This is a genomic window from Christensenella sp., from assembly GCF_034927525.1.
Lineage (GTDB): Bacteria > Bacillota > Clostridia > Christensenellales > Christensenellaceae > Christensenella.
The window spans coordinates 1-16,942 of record NZ_JAYFPU010000370.1 but is presented as its reverse complement, the minus strand read 5'-3'; the positions used below and the strand labels follow the sequence as shown (position 1 = coordinate 16,942).

Annotated in this window: 20 protein-coding genes, 1 tRNA gene and 1 pseudogene; 1 reads left to right on the top strand and 21 read right to left on the bottom strand. The window is 48.0% G+C overall.

The genetic code is table 11. The features are described from left to right. Positions 1 to 87: 87 nt before the first annotated feature. The 15 genes from VB081_RS14665 to VB081_RS14600 form a co-directional block, all read right to left on the bottom strand. On the bottom strand, positions 88 to 4,383 hold the full coding sequence (locus tag VB081_RS14665; protein WP_323401513.1) for a phage tail tape measure protein: 4,296 nt from the start codon (positions 4,381 to 4,383) through the stop codon (positions 88 to 90). A 181-nt stretch (positions 4,384 to 4,564) separates the two neighbouring features. After that, complete coding sequence (locus VB081_RS14660) at positions 4,565 to 4,903, bottom strand: hypothetical protein (RefSeq protein WP_323401512.1); 339 nt, start codon at positions 4,901 to 4,903, stop codon at positions 4,565 to 4,567. A gap of 237 nt (positions 4,904 to 5,140) precedes the next feature. Continuing rightward, the gene (locus tag VB081_RS14655; protein ID WP_323401511.1) at positions 5,141 to 5,719 is read right to left on the bottom strand and encodes a major tail protein; all 579 of its coding nucleotides are present in this window, start codon (positions 5,717 to 5,719) and stop codon (positions 5,141 to 5,143) included. 12 nt (positions 5,720 to 5,731) lie between these two features. Beyond that, positions 5,732 to 6,238, bottom strand: a complete 507-nt coding sequence (locus VB081_RS14650) for a hypothetical protein (protein ID WP_323401510.1) — start codon at positions 6,236 to 6,238, stop codon at positions 5,732 to 5,734. Between the two features lies 1 nt (position 6,239). Then, positions 6,240 to 6,563 (bottom strand): hypothetical protein, encoded by a 324-nt coding sequence (locus VB081_RS14645; protein WP_323401509.1) that lies wholly within the window; start codon positions 6,561 to 6,563, stop codon positions 6,240 to 6,242. Continuing rightward, positions 6,547 to 6,909, bottom strand: a complete 363-nt coding sequence (locus tag VB081_RS14640) for a hypothetical protein (RefSeq protein ID WP_323401508.1) — start codon at positions 6,907 to 6,909, stop codon at positions 6,547 to 6,549. The genes VB081_RS14645 and VB081_RS14640 overlap by 17 nt, the downstream gene beginning before the upstream one ends. After that, positions 6,890 to 7,192: a hypothetical protein gene (locus tag VB081_RS14635; protein ID WP_323401507.1), complete on the bottom strand. Its 303-nt coding sequence runs from the start codon at positions 7,190 to 7,192 to the stop codon at positions 6,890 to 6,892. The genes VB081_RS14640 and VB081_RS14635 overlap by 20 nt, the downstream gene beginning before the upstream one ends. 15 nt (positions 7,193 to 7,207) lie before the next feature. Beyond that, complete coding sequence (locus VB081_RS15120) at positions 7,208 to 7,417, bottom strand: cadherin-like beta sandwich domain-containing protein (protein WP_442872732.1); 210 nt, start codon at positions 7,415 to 7,417, stop codon at positions 7,208 to 7,210. A gap of 74 nt (positions 7,418 to 7,491) precedes the next feature. Continuing rightward, positions 7,492 to 8,688 (bottom strand): phage major capsid protein, encoded by a 1,197-nt coding sequence (locus VB081_RS14630; protein WP_323401506.1) that lies wholly within the window; start codon positions 8,686 to 8,688, stop codon positions 7,492 to 7,494. A gap of 2 nt (positions 8,689 to 8,690) precedes the next feature. Continuing rightward, the gene (locus VB081_RS14625; protein WP_323401505.1) at positions 8,691 to 9,464 is read right to left on the bottom strand and encodes a head maturation protease, ClpP-related; all 774 of its coding nucleotides are present in this window, start codon (positions 9,462 to 9,464) and stop codon (positions 8,691 to 8,693) included. Further along, a complete protein-coding gene (locus tag VB081_RS14620; RefSeq protein ID WP_323401504.1) occupies positions 9,454 to 10,647 on the bottom strand; it encodes a phage portal protein in 1,194 nt (397 codons plus the stop codon). Before VB081_RS14620 ends, VB081_RS14625 begins: the two co-directional genes overlap by 11 nt. A 16-nt stretch (positions 10,648 to 10,663) precedes the next feature. Next, on the bottom strand, positions 10,664 to 12,307 hold the full coding sequence (locus tag VB081_RS14615) for a terminase TerL endonuclease subunit (protein WP_323401503.1): 1,644 nt from the start codon (positions 12,305 to 12,307) through the stop codon (positions 10,664 to 10,666). 31 nt (positions 12,308 to 12,338) lie between these two features. Beyond that, a complete protein-coding gene (locus VB081_RS14610) occupies positions 12,339 to 12,644 on the bottom strand; it encodes a P27 family phage terminase small subunit (RefSeq protein WP_323401502.1) in 306 nt (101 codons plus the stop codon). Between the two features lie 126 nt (positions 12,645 to 12,770). Next, positions 12,771 to 12,858: transfer RNA gene (locus VB081_RS14605), tRNA-Ser, on the bottom strand. Positions 12,859 to 12,863: 5 nt separating this feature from the next. Then, positions 12,864 to 13,199: an HNH endonuclease gene (locus tag VB081_RS14600; protein WP_323401501.1), complete on the bottom strand. Its 336-nt coding sequence runs from the start codon at positions 13,197 to 13,199 to the stop codon at positions 12,864 to 12,866. Between the two features lie 358 nt (positions 13,200 to 13,557). On the opposite strand from VB081_RS14600, the gene VB081_RS14595 reads away from it, so the two are divergent. Then, positions 13,558 to 13,758 (top strand): helix-turn-helix domain-containing protein, encoded by a 201-nt coding sequence (locus VB081_RS14595; protein WP_323401500.1) that lies wholly within the window; start codon positions 13,558 to 13,560, stop codon positions 13,756 to 13,758. A gap of 60 nt (positions 13,759 to 13,818) precedes the next feature. On the opposite strand, the gene VB081_RS14590 is transcribed toward VB081_RS14595, so the two are convergent. The 6 genes and pseudogenes from VB081_RS14590 to VB081_RS14565 form a co-directional block, all read right to left on the bottom strand. Next, complete coding sequence (locus VB081_RS14590) at positions 13,819 to 14,229, bottom strand: type II toxin-antitoxin system HicB family antitoxin (protein WP_323401499.1); 411 nt, start codon at positions 14,227 to 14,229, stop codon at positions 13,819 to 13,821. Positions 14,230 to 14,296: 67 nt separating this feature from the next. Further along, a complete protein-coding gene (locus VB081_RS14585) occupies positions 14,297 to 14,482 on the bottom strand; it encodes a type II toxin-antitoxin system HicA family toxin (protein WP_323401498.1) in 186 nt (61 codons plus the stop codon). 179 nt (positions 14,483 to 14,661) lie between these two features. Then, positions 14,662 to 15,087, bottom strand: coding sequence for an RNA polymerase subunit sigma-24 (locus VB081_RS14580; protein WP_323401497.1), 426 nt, complete (start codon positions 15,085 to 15,087; stop codon positions 14,662 to 14,664). A gap of 171 nt (positions 15,088 to 15,258) precedes the next feature. Then, a complete protein-coding gene (locus VB081_RS14575) occupies positions 15,259 to 15,450 on the bottom strand; it encodes a hypothetical protein (RefSeq protein WP_323401496.1) in 192 nt (63 codons plus the stop codon). 403 nt (positions 15,451 to 15,853) lie between these two features. Continuing rightward, positions 15,854 to 16,345: a single-stranded DNA-binding protein gene (locus VB081_RS14570; RefSeq protein ID WP_323401495.1), complete on the bottom strand. Its 492-nt coding sequence runs from the start codon at positions 16,343 to 16,345 to the stop codon at positions 15,854 to 15,856. 24 nt (positions 16,346 to 16,369) lie between these two features. Then, positions 16,370 to 16,793, bottom strand: a pseudogene (locus VB081_RS14565) (RusA family crossover junction endodeoxyribonuclease). Positions 16,794 to 16,942 lie beyond the last annotated feature (149 nt).

The window sequence follows — 16,942 nt, the reverse complement described above, 5'->3', positions numbered from 1 at the left end:
GATTCCAAGCCCGTGATGCTCATAAGCGTTAGGCGATCATCTCCGCCAATGTCGAGGACTGCGCCGCTATCGTTGATATACTTAATTTTATGCATCGGCTAATCCTGCCTTTCTGAGTGCACGCAATGTCGCCCGTTCGGTTTCACTTGGAGATGGATTGGGGGTGTAGTTGTTGGTTTCGATTTTTACAGAGTTCCCAATGCCTTTTGATGACAATAGAGCCGCCGCTACCGCTCGTCCAATTTCATCGGCCAGGCCACTTCCACCAAATAAGCCACCAGTGATACTCCCGCCACTATTGGCATACGGATTCTCACTTTTCGGGATAATCATTTCGCCAGCATGGGCTTGGATGACCATATCCTGCGGCAGATACCGCGTCCCGACGCTAAATCCAAAGTAGTTCATCGGGTCCACCTGCTCGCCATTAACAAGCACGCTAAAGTGGATGTGGGGTCCAGTGGAATTGCCTGTGCTCCCAACAAGCCCGATGGTCTCACCTGTTCGGACATTTGCCCCAACTGATGTCAGTACCTCGGACATATGGCCATACAATGTCGATAAGCCGTTGCCATGGTCCAGCTTGACCGCATTCCCGTACCCGCCATACCAGCCGGCAATGGATGCCGACCCGGAGCCCGCAGCGTAAACCGGGCTACCGTAAGGTGCCCCGATATCCACACCTTCGTGATAGGTGCTCCCGATGCCTCCGGGCGACTCCCTGTTGCCAAAGTAGTCTGTGATGGCGGTGGTGTCGGACGGCCATTGCAGGCCGCCGGAGCCGATATAGGTTCCGCTCCCCGATGACCCGCCGGACGGAAAGAGTATCTGATTGAGGGTGCCCATTAATCCTGATGCATCAAGGCCAAGCTTATCCCGCAGGAAATCGCCAAATGCTCCAATGCCGGACATGTTGCTGCCCAAAGCCTCAAATAGACCTTTAACCGACAGATTGCTATTGGAAAAGGCATCATAAATAGACCTCGCCCCTTGTTTGGCTAAGCTCATCCAGTTGTCTGGAGTAAACTTCTCCTTAAATCCATCAAGGCACATTTGTGCGGCCCATTTAAAGGATTCTGCCGGAGAGTTAATCCCCAACACCTCGCAAAAGCCGTTCCAGATAGCCGTTGCCGCTTCTTTGATTTTAGCAACGGTTGTCCAAGCGTCCACGCCGGAGTTAAATCCCGACCCGCCTTGGGCGGCGGCGCTCATACCCTGGGCATTAGCATTTATTCCTTCGTTTCCGAGGGCATTTGCAAAACTGACACCGCCACGGGTCCCGGTGAGGCCATAGGCTGAAATCCATGAGGTTAAGCCAACATCACCCTGAGATGCGACAGAATAACCGGTTGTTTCTGCATTTGGCGCTTGATTAAAAAGCCCTGCGTTAAAAAAACCACCTAGACTTGATCCCGTTTGGTTAAATATAGGCCAAAGGCTGGACAGTCCGGTGTTGGCACTGGTACTGACATCTTGGCCCATTGCATTAGCATTTTGCTTTTGACTATTGACACCAGCTAAAAAGTTAGAAATTGCAGCAAGGCCAGTGCCAATCCAATCTTGATTGATCACACCGTTGAAGAAACCCTTAAATGCATCAACGCCAATTCCGTCCATGACTCGTGACGGAGAATTCGAATCTAGCGCATTTCGGATCCCTTTGATGAACTGACCGATTGCGGATTTTCCAAACTCATGCAAAGGCTCAACAGAATTAAAGCCTTCTCGGTAACCCGCATTTGCGTTTTCCCCCTCTGTCTTCGCATTTTTCGACACATCTTCCATGGAAGTCTTAATTGAGTTAATAGCTTCTTGATACGCCTCTGGGCCGCTTTTCCCATCCTGCAAGGCCTGGTTGTATACTTCAACCTGATCTTTAGATAATATTGATGTGTCCGCAACAAAAGTATAGGTATCCGATATGCCATTAACGGACGTTGAATACTCTTGGATGGCCGTCTGACTATCTAACCACTTTTGTTGCAAATCCTGTGTTTGCGCTGAGAGATCACCTTTTTGAGTTTTTAGATTGGCAATTTCATCACCAAGCTTTACATACTTTGGGTCAATCATATCGACAAGCGATGATTGCTGTCCTGCCAATTCGTTATATTCGGATTCTTTTGCATTCAGCTCGTTCTGAATATCGCTTGCCTGTTGTCGAGTTGATGCTAAATTTTGAATGACTGCTGCTTGGTCCTTATAGGTCTGCACAAGCATTTCCTGATTAGCTGCTGTTCTTGCCTGCTCCTGCATATTCGTGATGCTATTGAGCAGTTCATCGTTCGTCTTGCTTAAAACATTCCGCGTTTCATCGTATGCCAAATTCAATCCGGGAACAAGTCCATTCAGCGTCTCGACCATCGCCGCTATTTTTTCTTTTCCGGCAGCGGTATTACCTTCCTGTTCCACCACATTGATCAGGCTATTAGCTAACCCAGTAGCCTGAACGGCACTAACTTCAATGGCCGCAGATTCTTTTTCAAAACTCGCCCTCGCATCCTCGATTGATTGAAGGACAGTCGTATTTGATGCTTTGACTGTGTCCGTTTTTTCCTGGACATCTTTAAGCGCCCCTGCGGCCCGCGCCGCGTTTTCTTTGTGGGCTAAAAAAGCAATGGCAACTGCACCAATGCCAATGGCGACTGGCCCTGCAACCGGCGCAATAGACGCAAGCGATGCCCCAAACCCCGCCGTCGAAGTCCCGGCTGCCGCACTCGCGGTTCCGGCAGTAGTCGTTTTTGTTGCAAATCCTCCAAGCTTAGCAATGAGGTCATCACTACCAAGTTGCTTCGTAATGGCTCCAAGCCCAGTGGATACTTTGCCTACACCACTAATCAGCGGACCGGTGGCCGCAACAACAGCCCCAATCTGCACAACAGCTTTCTTCTGTTCGTCCGTGAGGCTGCCAAACCATTTAACGACGCCGCTCACACTGTCCATAACATCTTCCAGGACAGGCAGCATTTCTCCGCCAAACTCAATGGCGACCTTAACGGCTTGGTTCCATAGGATTTTTAGCTTGGATGCTGTGGTTTCGTATCGGGCAGCCGCTTCTTTTTGCAGAGCCGTGTTGCTTGCAAAGGCCTCCTCGGATACTGACATCGTATTGTTGAGCAGGTCTCCACTGCTTGATAGGCTCAAAATAGCATTGCGCATCCGTACTTCGCTGATTCCCATATCGTCCAGTGTTGCAATGGCAGATTGCCCGGTTCGGTCAGTGTCGTTGAGGCCCGTCACAAAGGCCTTGATAGCTCCCCCGGCATTGGTTTTAAACGCCTGGGTAAATTCATCAGCGCTCATGCCTGCGACAGCCGCAAACTGATTGAGGCTGTCGCCGCCCTGTTCCGTGGCCAGCTGGATCTCAATCATGAGCTTACTCATGGCTGACCCGCCAGCTTCGGCTTCTATTCCGACACTCGACATCGCTGTCGCCAGAGCCATGATGTCTGCTTCTGACATCCCGACTTGGTAACCTGCGGCGGCCAGGTTCTGGCCCATGTTGGTGATTTCCGATTCGGTTGTCGCAAAGTTATTACCAAGGGCAACAATCGATGAGCCCAGATTACTAAATTCATCCTGACTCATTTGGGTGACATTGGCGAATCGGGCCAACGCTGTGGCCGCTTCCTCACTGGTGAGGTTGGTCGCATCCCCCAGCATAACCATGGTTTCGGTAAAGCTTAGGATGCTTTCGGTTTTGATGCCTAACTGACCTGCGGCTTCGGCCACCCCGGCAATCTGCGTCGCCGATTCTGGCATTCGTTCAGACAATGCCAATATTCCGTCCGACAGCTTGGCCAGCTGCTCTTCCGTGCCGTCCACGGTTTTCCGCACCCCGGCAAAGGCATCCTCATAGTCGATGGCTGCCTTGACAGCTGCGGTACCTGCGGCCACAATGGGTAGGCTTAAATGGGTTGTGAGTGTTTTTCCAACACCCTGGGCCACATCTCCAATTTTTGTAAATTTCCCGGATGCGGAATCCATGGAAAGCTGAAATTGCCCGAAGCCGCTCGTCACAAAGTCCAGCTGCTTATTGGTATCGCTCAGAGCGTTTTCCATTTTCACAAGCTCAGCCCGGGCTTTTTCCGTGGTAGCTTTCCATTTGATGGTTTTTTCGTCGGCCTCGCCATATTTCAGTGTGGACTTCGCCAGCATATCGTTGCATTCTCCAACTTTTTTACGCTGGTTCTCCACCTCTTTTGTGAGGATTTTACTCTTCTCCGTCAGGGCCAGTTGGCTTTTTTCTTGCCCCTTAAAACTGGCCGACGACTTATCCAGCTCAAAACGGAGGGAGGCCATTTCGCCATTGATGGATCGGATTTGCTTTCTAAACTCCGCCTCGCCATCAATGCCTATTCTCGGTCCGATATCATATGCCATGGTTCCCTCCCTCCTTAAATGGGTGCATCGGCAAAGGCATCCACGCCTTGCCAATACTCTTTTTTGTGCTGATAGGCTTTCAACTCGATGTAGTGGTACAAATCCATCTCATCGATGGCCTGCATACTCCATCCGTTTTGCATTAATCCCAGATAGAGCTCATTCAAAAAATCAGGCAGGGTTAAGCGCTTGCCGTCCCCGCCTGTTGGTTTTTTTCATCACCCACTTCGTCCTCGTCTCCAGCTTCACTCAGTTTTTTGACGATGCCGGTGATGGCATACTGAGTGGAGGCAAAGACAAATTGGGTTAAATCGATATTTGTATGGTCATACAAATCAGTAAGGGTTAGCCCCGGATACCACCCGCACACAATGGCAAGCTGCGCATCCAATTCTTCTGGAGTAACAACCTCCATATAGTCCTTTTGCACCGCCAGCGCCTCCCGGATAATCCTGGGGCGATTGCGCTCCATCATAATCATTCGTTCTTTTTCCGTTCCCTGATCGACAACAATAACCATTTCTACATTTCCTCCGGTTCTGAAATTTCTGATGCTTCCTGTGGTTTTAAATTTTCAATCGTCTCCGTTCCTCCGACTGGCTGAATCAATGGGATGTCATTGGACAGCAGACACTCGAGACGTTCTTTATTTACTTCACCAGTCCTGGGGTAATGGTCCCCAGGATAGTATTGGTGGTCATTGTCTACCCGGTCTACAAATTGGTGGACGACAATATATTCTTCCATGGCATACTCGCTATACCGCTGGGTTTAACAAAGCGGCTGGCGGTTCAGTAACCGTACTAAGGATTGCAGCTGGTATAGTCCCCTCTTCCTCATCCCACTTGCACGCCTTATTGCCATCACTTCGGTAGACAAATGTCCCCTTTAAGGACGGAGTGGAGAATTTAGCTTTTCCGTCAGAAATCTGCTCGACATCATCGTCTGGTTTTTCAAATTTGCCTTTGTAATACCAGTGGTATTGTTTCTTTCCATTTGACTTTTCAAAACAATACCCGCAAGCTACATCTGGAGGCGTATCCGTTTCCTTTTCCAGCATTGCTCCAGTGGTTTCATCAAAACCATGCCCAGCTAAGAATGCCTGGATTTTCAGGGGAAGCTTATTGATTTCAACCTCAATAGTGGTTTTCCCCGTGGTCGTGCAGGAATCCGTCGGTCTACCGTCTCCGTCCAGAGTCTCGGTATTGGAATCCGTGGACACCTTCACCTTCATGGTTTTAGATACGACCTGCACCGTGTCATATGTTTTTTCGCTTTCATTTGTGAGTTCTGCCACACAGAATCCCTTAACATTAATAAAATGTCCTTCACTCATGTTTTTTCTCCTTTATTTTTTAAATACTTTTGCGGTTTCCGCATCAACAATCTGAGCCATCTTTGCAATGGCCACTTTCTTCTTTCGAGTCACGCACCGGCGCACGAAGGGGAATTTAATCCTGATGCTTGAGCCACTTTCAATGGCCCGGGCTGTGAGTTGATTCGGCACGCCCTTTGGATATTTCTTCGTTGGGATGCTGCCGTATCCGTCAAAACCAAGTTTGGTATTCCAACCGATGGCATCTTCGGCCATTGGTGTAATACCAAAGGATTCTTTCAAATCCTCGACTTGCGTCTTGGTCGCACTTGCAAACTTGTCCCCATTTTTTAGATATCGCCCTTCTTCAATTGGGATTTTGTCCATTTCCGCTTTAATTTCATCGGCAATGACCTCTGCCCCGGCATAGATTGCTTTCTGTGTAATCTCATCCGCTCCGGCAGCGTAGCGATCTAAGGCCAGCTCAAAAGCACTCGATGCATCAAAGGCATATCTCGTTTTACTCGTAAAACTCGCCATATCACACCACCTCCCACACCCATTCATAATGGATATAACCCGTTGATTCCTCTTCCTGGATAGATGTGATGGCAAAAGGAATTTTTGCCTTTATTAAGGCATCCTGGATTTTATCGGCGGTTTCGTCGTATTCATCACGGGTAAAATAATCAATGGTGCCCTGAATGCCTTGCTCCTCTAACTCCCCGTCTCCGTGGATCACTTCGCCCTGATTATCCTCGGCCCACACAATATAGTTGCCCTGTGGGCCGTCGGCATGGTAATGGTAGACTTTCGGACCAATCGGAACCAAGGCATCCCTCACCACTTTAACTTTGCTCAACATCGAAACAATCCTCCAGCTTCCCCAGAGTTAAGTCCATTACCCTTGGTGTTGTGTAGATATTGACATCAAGGGCATTGATACGATATTGCGCACCGTTGATGATTGCTATTTGCTTTGTTGTAATTTGGGGATGCTCCGGCACCCGAACCAGTCGGTCAATTTGCTCCATGGCTTGCATGGCGGTGTAGTGCCGCTTGTATCCGATGGTCCGGTCGGCAAAGCGGAGGCTGACCACCTGGTGAATGCCCCGCTTCGGCCTGTCTCCCAGCTCAGCAATATCATCTACTCTAAATATAGTGACGATCCCGTCTAAAAAGTCCGGAATTTCAGGTGACTTGGATTTCATCCTCGGGCACCTCCATTTCGTCCATTTGCAATGCAATCAATTCGTGGCAGTAATTGTCCATAAAGATATTCAATGCCCCGGAACGTACATATCGGACATAATCAAAAAGGAGCGCCCGCGCGCTCCCCTCAATTGTATAGTCCATAGCTTTCCCGGCGATGCGGTCAATGTAGGCCACGCCTCGCTCGGTAATACCAGCTATCTTTTTGTCACTCTCGACATCCTCCCAAGTGATATCCAGGTAATTCTTCACGGCCACTAACAGGCCCTCTGGTAATGCCATGTTACGGCCTCCTTGCTAAGATTTGGTAACAGTGACGGTATAGGTTTTCGTTTCCGATCCATTGGTCACGGTTATGGTTACGGTATTTTCGCCCTCTGCCCATGTTGCTGCGGCACCACTTACGACATCTACATTACCGACTTTAATGGCGACGGTTGCGTTAGAGTCTGCCGCCGCTGCGGTAATAGTGTTGGTTGCATTGGTGGTTGCCGCTGCATAGGCCAGCGTCGCTGCATCAAAAGCCGGGGTTAAAGTCAGGCTTCCGATAGCTAGGCTGGCCAGTGTGGCATCAGGCGTTGCTACTCCCCCGCTTTGGTGGTCACCGTATTAACTACCTTTACTTCCTTCACGAGAGGTTCAACGCCGGAAATATCAAGGTACTGGAATGCATTGTTATCGTCCGGTTCACCCATTCCATAGAGCTTGATTTTGTAGGTTCTTAAGTCCTCTAAGAATTTGTACTCATCGGAGTATTCCAGTTTTCCGGACTGTTGGGTCCCAATCCCCATGAAATATTTTGATGCGATTCCGATAACAGCCTTGCCTTCTGCCATCTGCACGCTCTGGATGATCTGAGTTGGGAAGGGGAGCACATCATTGGCGTAAGTCCCATCTGGACGTAAAATAGTGGTTGCTGGCATCACTTTTGTTAAATAGTCGGTGGGGTTAACCACAAGAATCACGTTGCTTACAATTCTCGGATTTCCTTTTTCTGTTTTGGCCAAAGCGCTCAGCAATGTGCCATAGCTTACAGGATCAAAAGCAGTTACTTCAGTTGCTGTCTTGACGGGGTATACGCCATCGGTTACAGTTACACCGGTTCCGACCTGTCTGGTCATTCCAATTGGTTCATCTTTCCCGGTTCCGTTGAGAATCGCTTCCTCCAACCCAAAGGCAAGGGCCTCAGCCAAGACAATGCGCACATAACGATCGAGCCATGCCGGGCCTAAATCCAACATGGAATTTGCAACAGGCATCCAGGCCGAAAGTTTTTTCTGGCCCAATTCAACTTTCTTAAATCCACTGGTCAGCTCTTTGGTGATGGTATCCGTCAGCTGCCCCCAGGTGGCCAATTGTTTTGTATTGGTATTTCTGTAAAACTCTACAAGGCCAGAAGTATTCATAAATGAAATGGCATTTAAGAGCTCATGATTTTGTTCTAGGTCTTCAAATACCTGGTCTAAAATGGTCTTCGGCATAACAACCGTTAAATCAGTCAAAGCCTGCATCGGATTAGATGAACGCATTGCCTCAATGGTTGCCTGGTAATAATCTCTTTCCTCGGAGGTTAGCTGACGCACCCCCCGGGTAGCCAGAATTGTAGTATCCTGGGCGTTGAGAACGCCACGTGCTTCATTTAGCACCTGTTCCTGGATGCTATCTGCCCAATCAGTAAAAGCAATTGCAAAAGCCTCTTCATCATCATTGGAGATGGCCTCACGAATGTTGTTCATCACCTGGTTACGGTCCAACGCTTTTAAATCTTTACTCTTCATGTTTATTCTTCCTCCTGCGCCTTTGCGCCAAATAATTTTTTAAGCCGATTTTCTTCTTTCGGCTGGCCGCAATCTTTATATAATCGGTCAATGGTCTTCGCAACCATCGACTCAATCTCTTCGTCGGAGATTTTTAAATTAAATTCAGCCACTCTTTCCGGCACAAAAGTGTCGCCAAGAAGCTTTTCCATGACCTGCTTTCTGACGCATTGACTAGGTGCGTCGGGATCCTCGTCCGCGTAAACGCCTGTGGCAAATCCCATACTGCAAGCATCCTCAGACGTTATCCACGTTTCATTATCCAGAAGCTCCTGCAACTCATCTGCTCCGATGGATATCTTGTCGAGATACGCCTTAGCGGATGCACTGCCAATCACCTCTAGGTCCTCCGCCTGCTTCTTAAAATCGTTGGCATTGCCGCTCGCCCTGGTCCATGGATTATGAATCATGAGCAAGCTGGCATCCGCCATAATACGCTCATCCCCTGCCATAAAGATGACACTGGCGATACTACACGCAAAGCCATCGCAATAAGTGGTGACTTTAGCCGGATGTTGTCTTAGAGCATTGTAAATGGCTAAACCCTCCGCCACCTCGCCACCGTAGCTATTCAGATGGACGTTGATACTTTCAGCATCAATCGCTCCGAGTTGTTTAGATAGGTTGTATGCTGATACATCACTTTCCAACCATGGCCATGAAGTAATGTCCCCATAAATTGTTAAATCTGCGGTACCACCGGTCTGAGTTAGTTCAAAATATTTTTTATTCTTCAAGCTGTTTTCCTCCTTCCGTGCCCATGGCCTCCAATAAATCAGAAACCGTGGCATAATTTTTTGTCATAAAGTGTTGGTTCGCCCAATCTTCATCGATTGGCATTTCCCCAACAAATTTACGGATATCATTCACGCAGAATGCACCGCTGGCAATGAGCTTGTCAATGGAAACCGCCACATCGAGTAAGTCAATGTGCTTAATTCCCTTTGTGTCAATTTTTAAATAGGCGCCTTTTCGAAAGCCCTCATAGCCATAACGCTTTCGGGTTATTTCCTCCTGTAGCATATCGCACAGCGGGTCAACGCAAAATGTCAGGAAGTGTTCCATGGCCTGCTCCGTCCCCTCTACCTTGCCATTAAGCAGTGCTGGCGGGATGGAGAATGCCCTAGCTGTAAAATCACTCACATCATCAATCATGGCCCGGATATCCCGAGTACCTTCATTGCTATATGTTTTTTGGCTGATATCCGAATAGGTATAGCCCATCGGGATTCCAACAACTGCATTTTCAGCATTATAAAATTTTTCGAACTGCCTCGTGATGTTCTGTTGAAATTTCTTTGCTTTTTCGGGATCTCCGCCAAGGATGCTATCTGTATTCAATACACCATGGCTTCCGCGGCTTCTTTTGTAAAACCCCATGGAATAGTCGATTAAGTGACCAAAGGCAGCGGATAATCCATCGGTAACTTGTTTCATGTCTTTTGATGAGAGTTTAAAGAAAAGTACCTCCGACTGACTAAAGCTTCTGTCGAAAGTGAAATCACCAACCGTCACGCCGCTGAAGATATCGTCATAAAGGGCATACTCTTTGCGACTGTAACTGTCTGCTACCAATAACTGGCCATTAATGTCCACTACCAAGGCCTCATTGTGTACATACAGCCGCACAATCCATTTTTGAACGAATTCCGATGAACCTTGATTCAAATTTGGCGAATAGTTCCAAAGGTAATATTCCTCGCCTTTGGTTTCCGCATTATTCACGTATGTTTTAAATTCACACTTTGATACCGCCCCCGCAACAATGTTGACACAAGAATAAAACGCCAAGTCTCGCACATAAGCGTCAGACAAGGCCTTCCACCATTCTTTTTCATCTGTTGTCCCGGGGACATCAACAAGCCCAACCGCTGATTCTATTCCAAATGTTTTCTTGAACCATTCCGTTATACTGTTCAACCACAATCACCCCCTTTCAAAATGTGAACACTTCAAATTCAGGCGTGCCCATCACGCTGCCAGACCTCAGTAGATCTTCAATTGTCATACTAGCCACCATTGCCATAAACGGGTCCGTCTTCCTGGCATGGGCCTCGATTTTGGCGTAGGTATAATTTCCGGTATCATTCCCAGCTAATGCCTTCACCTTACTTGACGACGGGATAAGCTTCGTGTTATTGGTTGCCCACCGCAGTACCGGGTTGTCCCCCCAATTAAAAAAGTGATTGGCAAAACAGCTGTCAATCACTGTGGTGGCTTTTATGATATCCGTTGGTCGTACCAAATGGACATTCTTATAATCCTTAGCATCAAATCCAATCTTCAGAAGACTCGCTGAGAATAATGCATATCGAAAGTTATCCAGGGCAATTCCCAGGATGTTATATTTCTCTCCCATTTCTGCAATATGCTGGCACAAGAGATCCGGGTGGATTTCAACATCATCCACCACGGTAATTAAATCATCTTCGTTCCACTGCTTCCAGGGGCATTTCATCCGCTGCAAATCGCCACTTTGAGCGCACAGCCAAGAATGATTTAAATCAAAGCGTTCATCGCCATTTCGAAAATGAAAATTGACGCTGGCAAAGTCGGTTACTTTGGCATAGTCGATTCCAACCACACAGGACCACCCCGACATTTCGGGGAGTTCCCTTTTTGTTGCTTCGATATTTTCCCACTTCGTAACGACAATTTCAGACTTACTTTGAGGCAAGTTCATTCGCTTTGTCATGAATGCCGGCAACCGATGGGGAGCCCGCTTCCACTCTTCGTATTCTTTACGGGTCTCCTCCATGAGACTTGGCAGGTACGGCAAAGAGGGATTAGCCATTTGCCAGTTCTGTGGGTCATGCACCTCGTCTTTGTTGTTGAGCTTGCAGATGAAAGGCAATAGGCCATTGTCCGGTTCTCCCCCTCTAAGGATTCCCTCGCTAGTGGCGATTAAATCATCCAGAGGACCATCCCGGACATCCCCGTTGGTGGTGTAATATGTTCGCCTGGGGTGTGGCTTTTTCCCAAGGCCGGTGGTAAAGACGTTAATATTGTCGTAATTTTCGTATTGATGGATCTCGTTAAATATCACCACACCAGACCGCAGGCCATCCTTGCCCCTAGGGCTATTGGTGCGTCCCTTAATCTGCGCATTGGTTTTTAAGCTCACGGCAGCCACTCGATTCCAACGCCAGAAGCGCTTCATCTTCTTAGTGTTATCTGGGCGTTCAAACACTTCCCAAATATCCTGAAATGGCCGCATGGCCTGCTCTTCGTTGTTTGCGCAGATGTCAACATCGTAATTCTGGATTCCACAATACGGGCTGGTAACAGCCATTGACTCCACGGCGATAGTTCCGTCTTTTCCTGCGCCCCTGGCGATAAGGGCCAGGGCATCCGGCCACCTCGGCATTCCGTCAGATTTCCTAAACGTACAGAGATGCAAACCAAGGAAAAACTCTTGCCACTCAAAAATGCGCTCATACGGAAAGTATTTTGATAACCCCAGATAATTGTTTAATTGTTCATCATCGGTATAAATATCCTCAGTTTCAAAACATTTTCTAACATACTCGACAAGGAGATGCTGCTCTTCACAGGCTCGGATTGTGCCGTCCTCAACCATTTCGATGTATCTTAGGATATAGGGGTTAATATTAGAGCTCATCATCCATCCCCATTTCTTCCCGGGATGCCTTAATTCCAAGTTCGGAAAGGAGCTTCAGCATTTGAGCGTTCACCTTAACCAGCATATCCACTGATTCATTTTTCTTCTGGTTCTCAGTGCCATTATTCGAAATATAGACAACCTTCACACCATTTTTTCGAATATCCGCAACCAGCTTTTTCTTTGTTTCCCACATAGCTAAATAATCATCCACAAGGTCGATGAAGCATTTTTCCCTGGTCCCATTTTTTTCAAGCTGCAAAAGCATATCTTTTTTCATTTCTTTTTTTTCCATTAGCCTTCCCTCTTTTCCCGCACGTGAAGAGCGATTTTCTTCTCTTGGCTATAACCCTTCCGAGTTACGCCCCATCGGATTAATTTGTACTTTTTTTTGACCAGGGGTGTCCCCTCAATCTATATCTGGAGGAAGGAATAGGAGTCGAACCCACTCACGACAAAGTCGTGCCTCTGGTTAGCAACTAGGCCCGTTACCGTTCCGGCATCCCTCCAATCCCTACCATCGCTCAGTCGTTAACGGTTTTATAATCTCCCTCATCCTCTCAGGATGGCAGACCGTCTCATGACACTCTCGGCACACACTGATAAGTTGTCGTTGCGTGATGCCATTGGTATCCTCGTAGGTCTTATCAAGCTTAAGATCTGGACGGTCTCGCAGGTGGTTGACGTGATGCACAATCACCGCCTTGGTATATCGTCCCTTGGCTTTGCAGATCTGGCACTCGCCCTTGTCAGTGCGCAATATCTCTTTGCGTGTCCTACGCCAATCCGGCGAGTTATAAAATTCTTTTGTCTGTTCATCTGTCAGCATTGCGCACCTCCTTTCAGGCATTAAAAAACCACCGGAATAACCGATGGTAAAAAAAAACAAAAGCTATCAACAAAAGAAATCATCGAGTTGATATTAGAAGCAATTACCGCAATCGCCGCTCTAATAGCCGCTTTCAAATCTTAGCTGATAGCCATTGATACAAGGAGAGGTGAAAGCCTCTCTTCGTATCCTTATTCTACCACATTGGCTTAAAACTTACAATGAAATCCAATCAAGTTGCCACGCTCTTTCTGGCTGCCAATCTTGCCGTAGCTATTGCGATGCATTGGCATCCCGTCAATAAAGTCCTTGTTATAATCAATGCTTTGATTGTAATTGCTACAATCGTATCACGTGTTCACAGCAAAGGAAAATAACCATGAATCTCAAACAAATCCGCAATGCCCAGGGCCTGTCCGTGCAAAAGCTGGCAGACCGCACTGGGCTGCACCGTCGCACCCTCCAAGATATCGAGAAGCGGGACGATTGCCTGGTATCAAACGCCATCCTTCTGGCCGATGCCCTTGGCGTTACCATGGATGAACTGTGCCGATCTAAAAACGATGAAGCCGTGGAGTAATCCGCGGCTTTTTTATTGCATTAAAAAAGCGCCGGGTTGGCGGCGCTTGAATCAAATTTGTTATTGTGCAATTCCAAGATAGTCAATGAGGGCATCCTGCAACACCTGAGAAAAATTGATATTTCTCTCCTGCGCCCGGGTTGCCAGCCATGCCGGAATTGTAAGATTTTTCTTCACTGTTTTTTTACCATGTTTTCTAGCGTAGTCTGCAATATCCAATACAAGATACTGCTTAAAGCCGCCATCTTCATCAACGGTGATATCTTTTAGATTACTTGCTTCCGGAACATCGTTACCATCCTCAAGTTCTCCTAAGATCCAGCCACTGGCGGCATCCTGCGCCATTTCGATGGCTTCTGGTAAGGACTCACCTTCTGATACGCACCCCGGAAGATCCGGGATTTCGACGGTAAAGCCGTTACCTCCTTCCCATGGGTAAAAAACAGCAGGGTACACTGATTTATTAGCCATTATGATTCCTCCTTGTTTTGTTTTTATTTTATGGAATGACATACTCGAATAAGAGTTGCAGTTGGGGCTATTTAAGCCCCGCCTGCTTTTTAATACTCTTCAGCGTACGAGGATCGATATCATCGTGCTTTGGTATTGGAGCGGTTACTTTCCCAGGTTTTATTGGATGCTTATAATGATGGTGGGAACCTTTTGTTGCACAATGTACCCAGCCATCCGCTTCCAACATTTTTATCGCCTCTTTAAGCTTCAAGCTGTCACTCCTTTCTTAATTTGTATCTATATTATACGCCTTATGCGTATATATGTCAATTGTTTTATGCGTATTATACGCACTGATTAAGAAAGGGGCGTCTTATTGCAGTAGGACGCCCGATGGCCGATAGGTATAGGAGATACACATTTACACATTCCTCAGATTACATCATATCATTATTTCTCCGAACAAAACGAACAAGTCTGTTCCCCTTCAAGAAATCGGTTATGGAGCATCCTCACCCCATCCGCAGTATTCCCCCCACCAATATTCGCAGCCACCTGATTCCAGGTAAATCCATTCACGTACCGGTAAGTGAGAATCTGCCGAATTAAGCTATCTCCAACGCTCTCAATATATCGATTCAAGCGATTCAGTTCATACCAGCACTTCTGGATGCTTAGCTCGATTAAGGCCTTTAAATCAGCCATCTCGGCTGCACAGTTCCCAACTTTATCAGAACATCCGGCACCATGTGGCATTCCTGTAATCTCTCCGGTCGTGTCATTCGTTGATAAATCTTCGAGTTCCTTCAGCCTTTTCTTATACTGTTCGATTTCCCGGTTAAGCCAATAAAGCTGGGATAACTCTTTTTTCGTCATTGACACCTCCACGATGTACACGCCTCATTATCATCCAACACCTCAAACCCATCCGCTATCCGGTTGCTATACGGGATCCGCATACAGCGGCCATCCACATGATGGCCACACGTCCCGCAGCGCTTATCTGGTTTGGTAATCCCCTCAGCAAGCTTGTAGGCCTCCAGGTCCTCAATCTTGATAACGTCCATACGCCACCCACACAATCCAGGCAATCACAATGGCCACACCAAGCAGTACCCACAGCATCTGCGGCCATCCAAACGCCAGGGCGATGGCAAGACCACACCCGGCGCCGAGACCGATCAGTGCCGTGGCCAAACCAATGACCAGGCAAAACAGGATCGTCTTAACCTTGTTCATGCGCCACCTCCGAGTGATCTATTTCCCACTGCTCTACCCGCTCAACATACCGTTCCGGCTCCTGGCCTACAAGTCTTGGCATTGCACACCCTTGGTCATAACCTAGAAAGTATATAAGGGGACAATCCCCTTGGCACATATCACCATATTTATACATCTTGCACGCCCGATTTGTTGCTTTCCAAAATTTTACAGCATCCACTATTGGACCTCCAATCTCATCCGCAGTTCCCCATCCTGGTACACTAACTCCCATGGCCAGGGGACCACATACACCGTGCTCCTAGTCTCCACCGTTGGCCGATCTCCCGAATATGCCCACACGGCCGCCGCTCCAAAAACCAGCAGCAGCATGGCCACGATGATGGCCATGCGCTTTGATTGATTTGTCATTGTATCTCTCCTATCTCCAGCTCCAATCATCCCTGCCGTCATCCAGCGGCATGTCGGTCATCCGTTGCTGGCTATATCCTGCCCCGGTGTCAAACCCCTGGGCCTGCTGCGGGGATGCGGTGTACTGCGCCTGCTGGGCCTGTACTGCTTGCCCGGCATCCCGCTGCGTTTGTGCAGCGTTTCCGCTATTTCCGCTGCTGATAAAGTCAAATTCCTCTAAGACGACTTCCGTCACATAACGTTTGGTTCCATCTTTGGCATCATAGGACCGGGATTGCAATCTCCCGGCGATGGCGATCTGCCGTCCTTTGGCCAAATACTGCTCAATCACCTCCGCTTGTCTTCCCCAGGCCGTCACCGTGAAGAAATCCGCCGTCGGCTGCCCCTCCTGTTTATATCGGCGATCTACGGCAATTGGAAAGCTGCATACTGACTTTCCGGTTCCAGTTGTTCGCAGTTCTGGGTCCTTGGCCAACCGTCCCACCAGCTGCACCTTATTCATCTATTCCTCCTCCTGCCTCTATGGCTATGGCCAATACCGTACAATCACATGTACCCCGGGGCTCTCCATGGTGGTATATCGCTTTTTAACCGTAATCTCTACAACCTGCTTATCGTCCTTAAATGCCACTTCATTGATGGCATCCAGCACTGCCTTGCAGATATTATCCCCGTCTGGCGTCTTTGCCGGGAAGCTCTTTCCCTCCAGCATAAAAGCCCTTGCCTTTTTCGTGGTAGATTTTGGGATCCGGTAGTAAGCCCACACCTCTAACTCTACCGGCCCCAGAAATCCCGCCTTCCGGGTTGGGCATTGCTTTTTCGCAAGCTTCTCTTATTTTCTTCTCGTAGGCCAGCGTATTCTTTGGCGTGTATGGCCGCCCGAATCTGTTTGCCCTGGGCCGCTCTTTTCCCTTCGGGTCCCCCTCTACCCAAAATTCAATGGTCCGCATAGCTTCAGGTTTTTCTTGGCCAATACACTGCATGGCCGCTTCTGGTGTCATCATCAAATCCCAACCCTTCTTTTGATTTCCTGGTATTTCATTTCAAAATCCATTCGTTTCTTCGGCGTGCAGATTTCAAATTGTTTCAGGCTATATTT

Coding starts and splice junctions, on each gene's coding strand:
- VB081_RS14665 (WP_323401513.1), bottom strand. CDS start 4,383: ATGGCATATGATATCGGACCGAGAATAGGCATTGATGGCGAGGCGGAG.
- VB081_RS14660 (WP_323401512.1), bottom strand. CDS start 4,903: ATGGTTATTGTTGTCGATCAGGGAACGGAAAAAGAACGAATGATTATG.
- VB081_RS14655 (WP_323401511.1), bottom strand. CDS start 5,719: ATGAGTGAAGGACATTTTATTAATGTTAAGGGATTCTGTGTGGCAGAA.
- VB081_RS14650 (WP_323401510.1), bottom strand. CDS start 6,238: ATGGCGAGTTTTACGAGTAAAACGAGATATGCCTTTGATGCATCGAGT.
- VB081_RS14645 (WP_323401509.1), bottom strand. CDS start 6,563: ATGTTGAGCAAAGTTAAAGTGGTGAGGGATGCCTTGGTTCCGATTGGT.
- VB081_RS14640 (WP_323401508.1), bottom strand. CDS start 6,909: ATGAAATCCAAGTCACCTGAAATTCCGGACTTTTTAGACGGGATCGTC.
- VB081_RS14635 (WP_323401507.1), bottom strand. CDS start 7,192: ATGGCATTACCAGAGGGCCTGTTAGTGGCCGTGAAGAATTACCTGGAT.
- VB081_RS14630 (WP_323401506.1), bottom strand. CDS start 8,688: ATGAAGAGTAAAGATTTAAAAGCGTTGGACCGTAACCAGGTGATGAAC.
- VB081_RS14615 (WP_323401503.1), bottom strand. CDS start 12,307: ATGGTTGAGGACGGCACAATCCGAGCCTGTGAAGAGCAGCATCTCCTT.
- VB081_RS14610 (WP_323401502.1), bottom strand. CDS start 12,644: ATGGAAAAAAAAGAAATGAAAAAAGATATGCTTTTGCAGCTTGAAAAA.
- VB081_RS14600 (WP_323401501.1), bottom strand. CDS start 13,199: ATGCCTGAAAGGAGGTGCGCAATGCTGACAGATGAACAGACAAAAGAA.
- VB081_RS14595 (WP_323401500.1), top strand. CDS start 13,558: ATGAATCTCAAACAAATCCGCAATGCCCAGGGCCTGTCCGTGCAAAAG.
- VB081_RS14590 (WP_323401499.1), bottom strand. CDS start 14,229: ATGGCTAATAAATCAGTGTACCCTGCTGTTTTTTACCCATGGGAAGGA.
- VB081_RS14580 (WP_323401497.1), bottom strand. CDS start 15,087: ATGACGAAAAAAGAGTTATCCCAGCTTTATTGGCTTAACCGGGAAATC.
- VB081_RS14575 (WP_323401496.1), bottom strand. CDS start 15,450: ATGAACAAGGTTAAGACGATCCTGTTTTGCCTGGTCATTGGTTTGGCC.
- VB081_RS14570 (WP_323401495.1), bottom strand. CDS start 16,345: ATGAATAAGGTGCAGCTGGTGGGACGGTTGGCCAAGGACCCAGAACTG.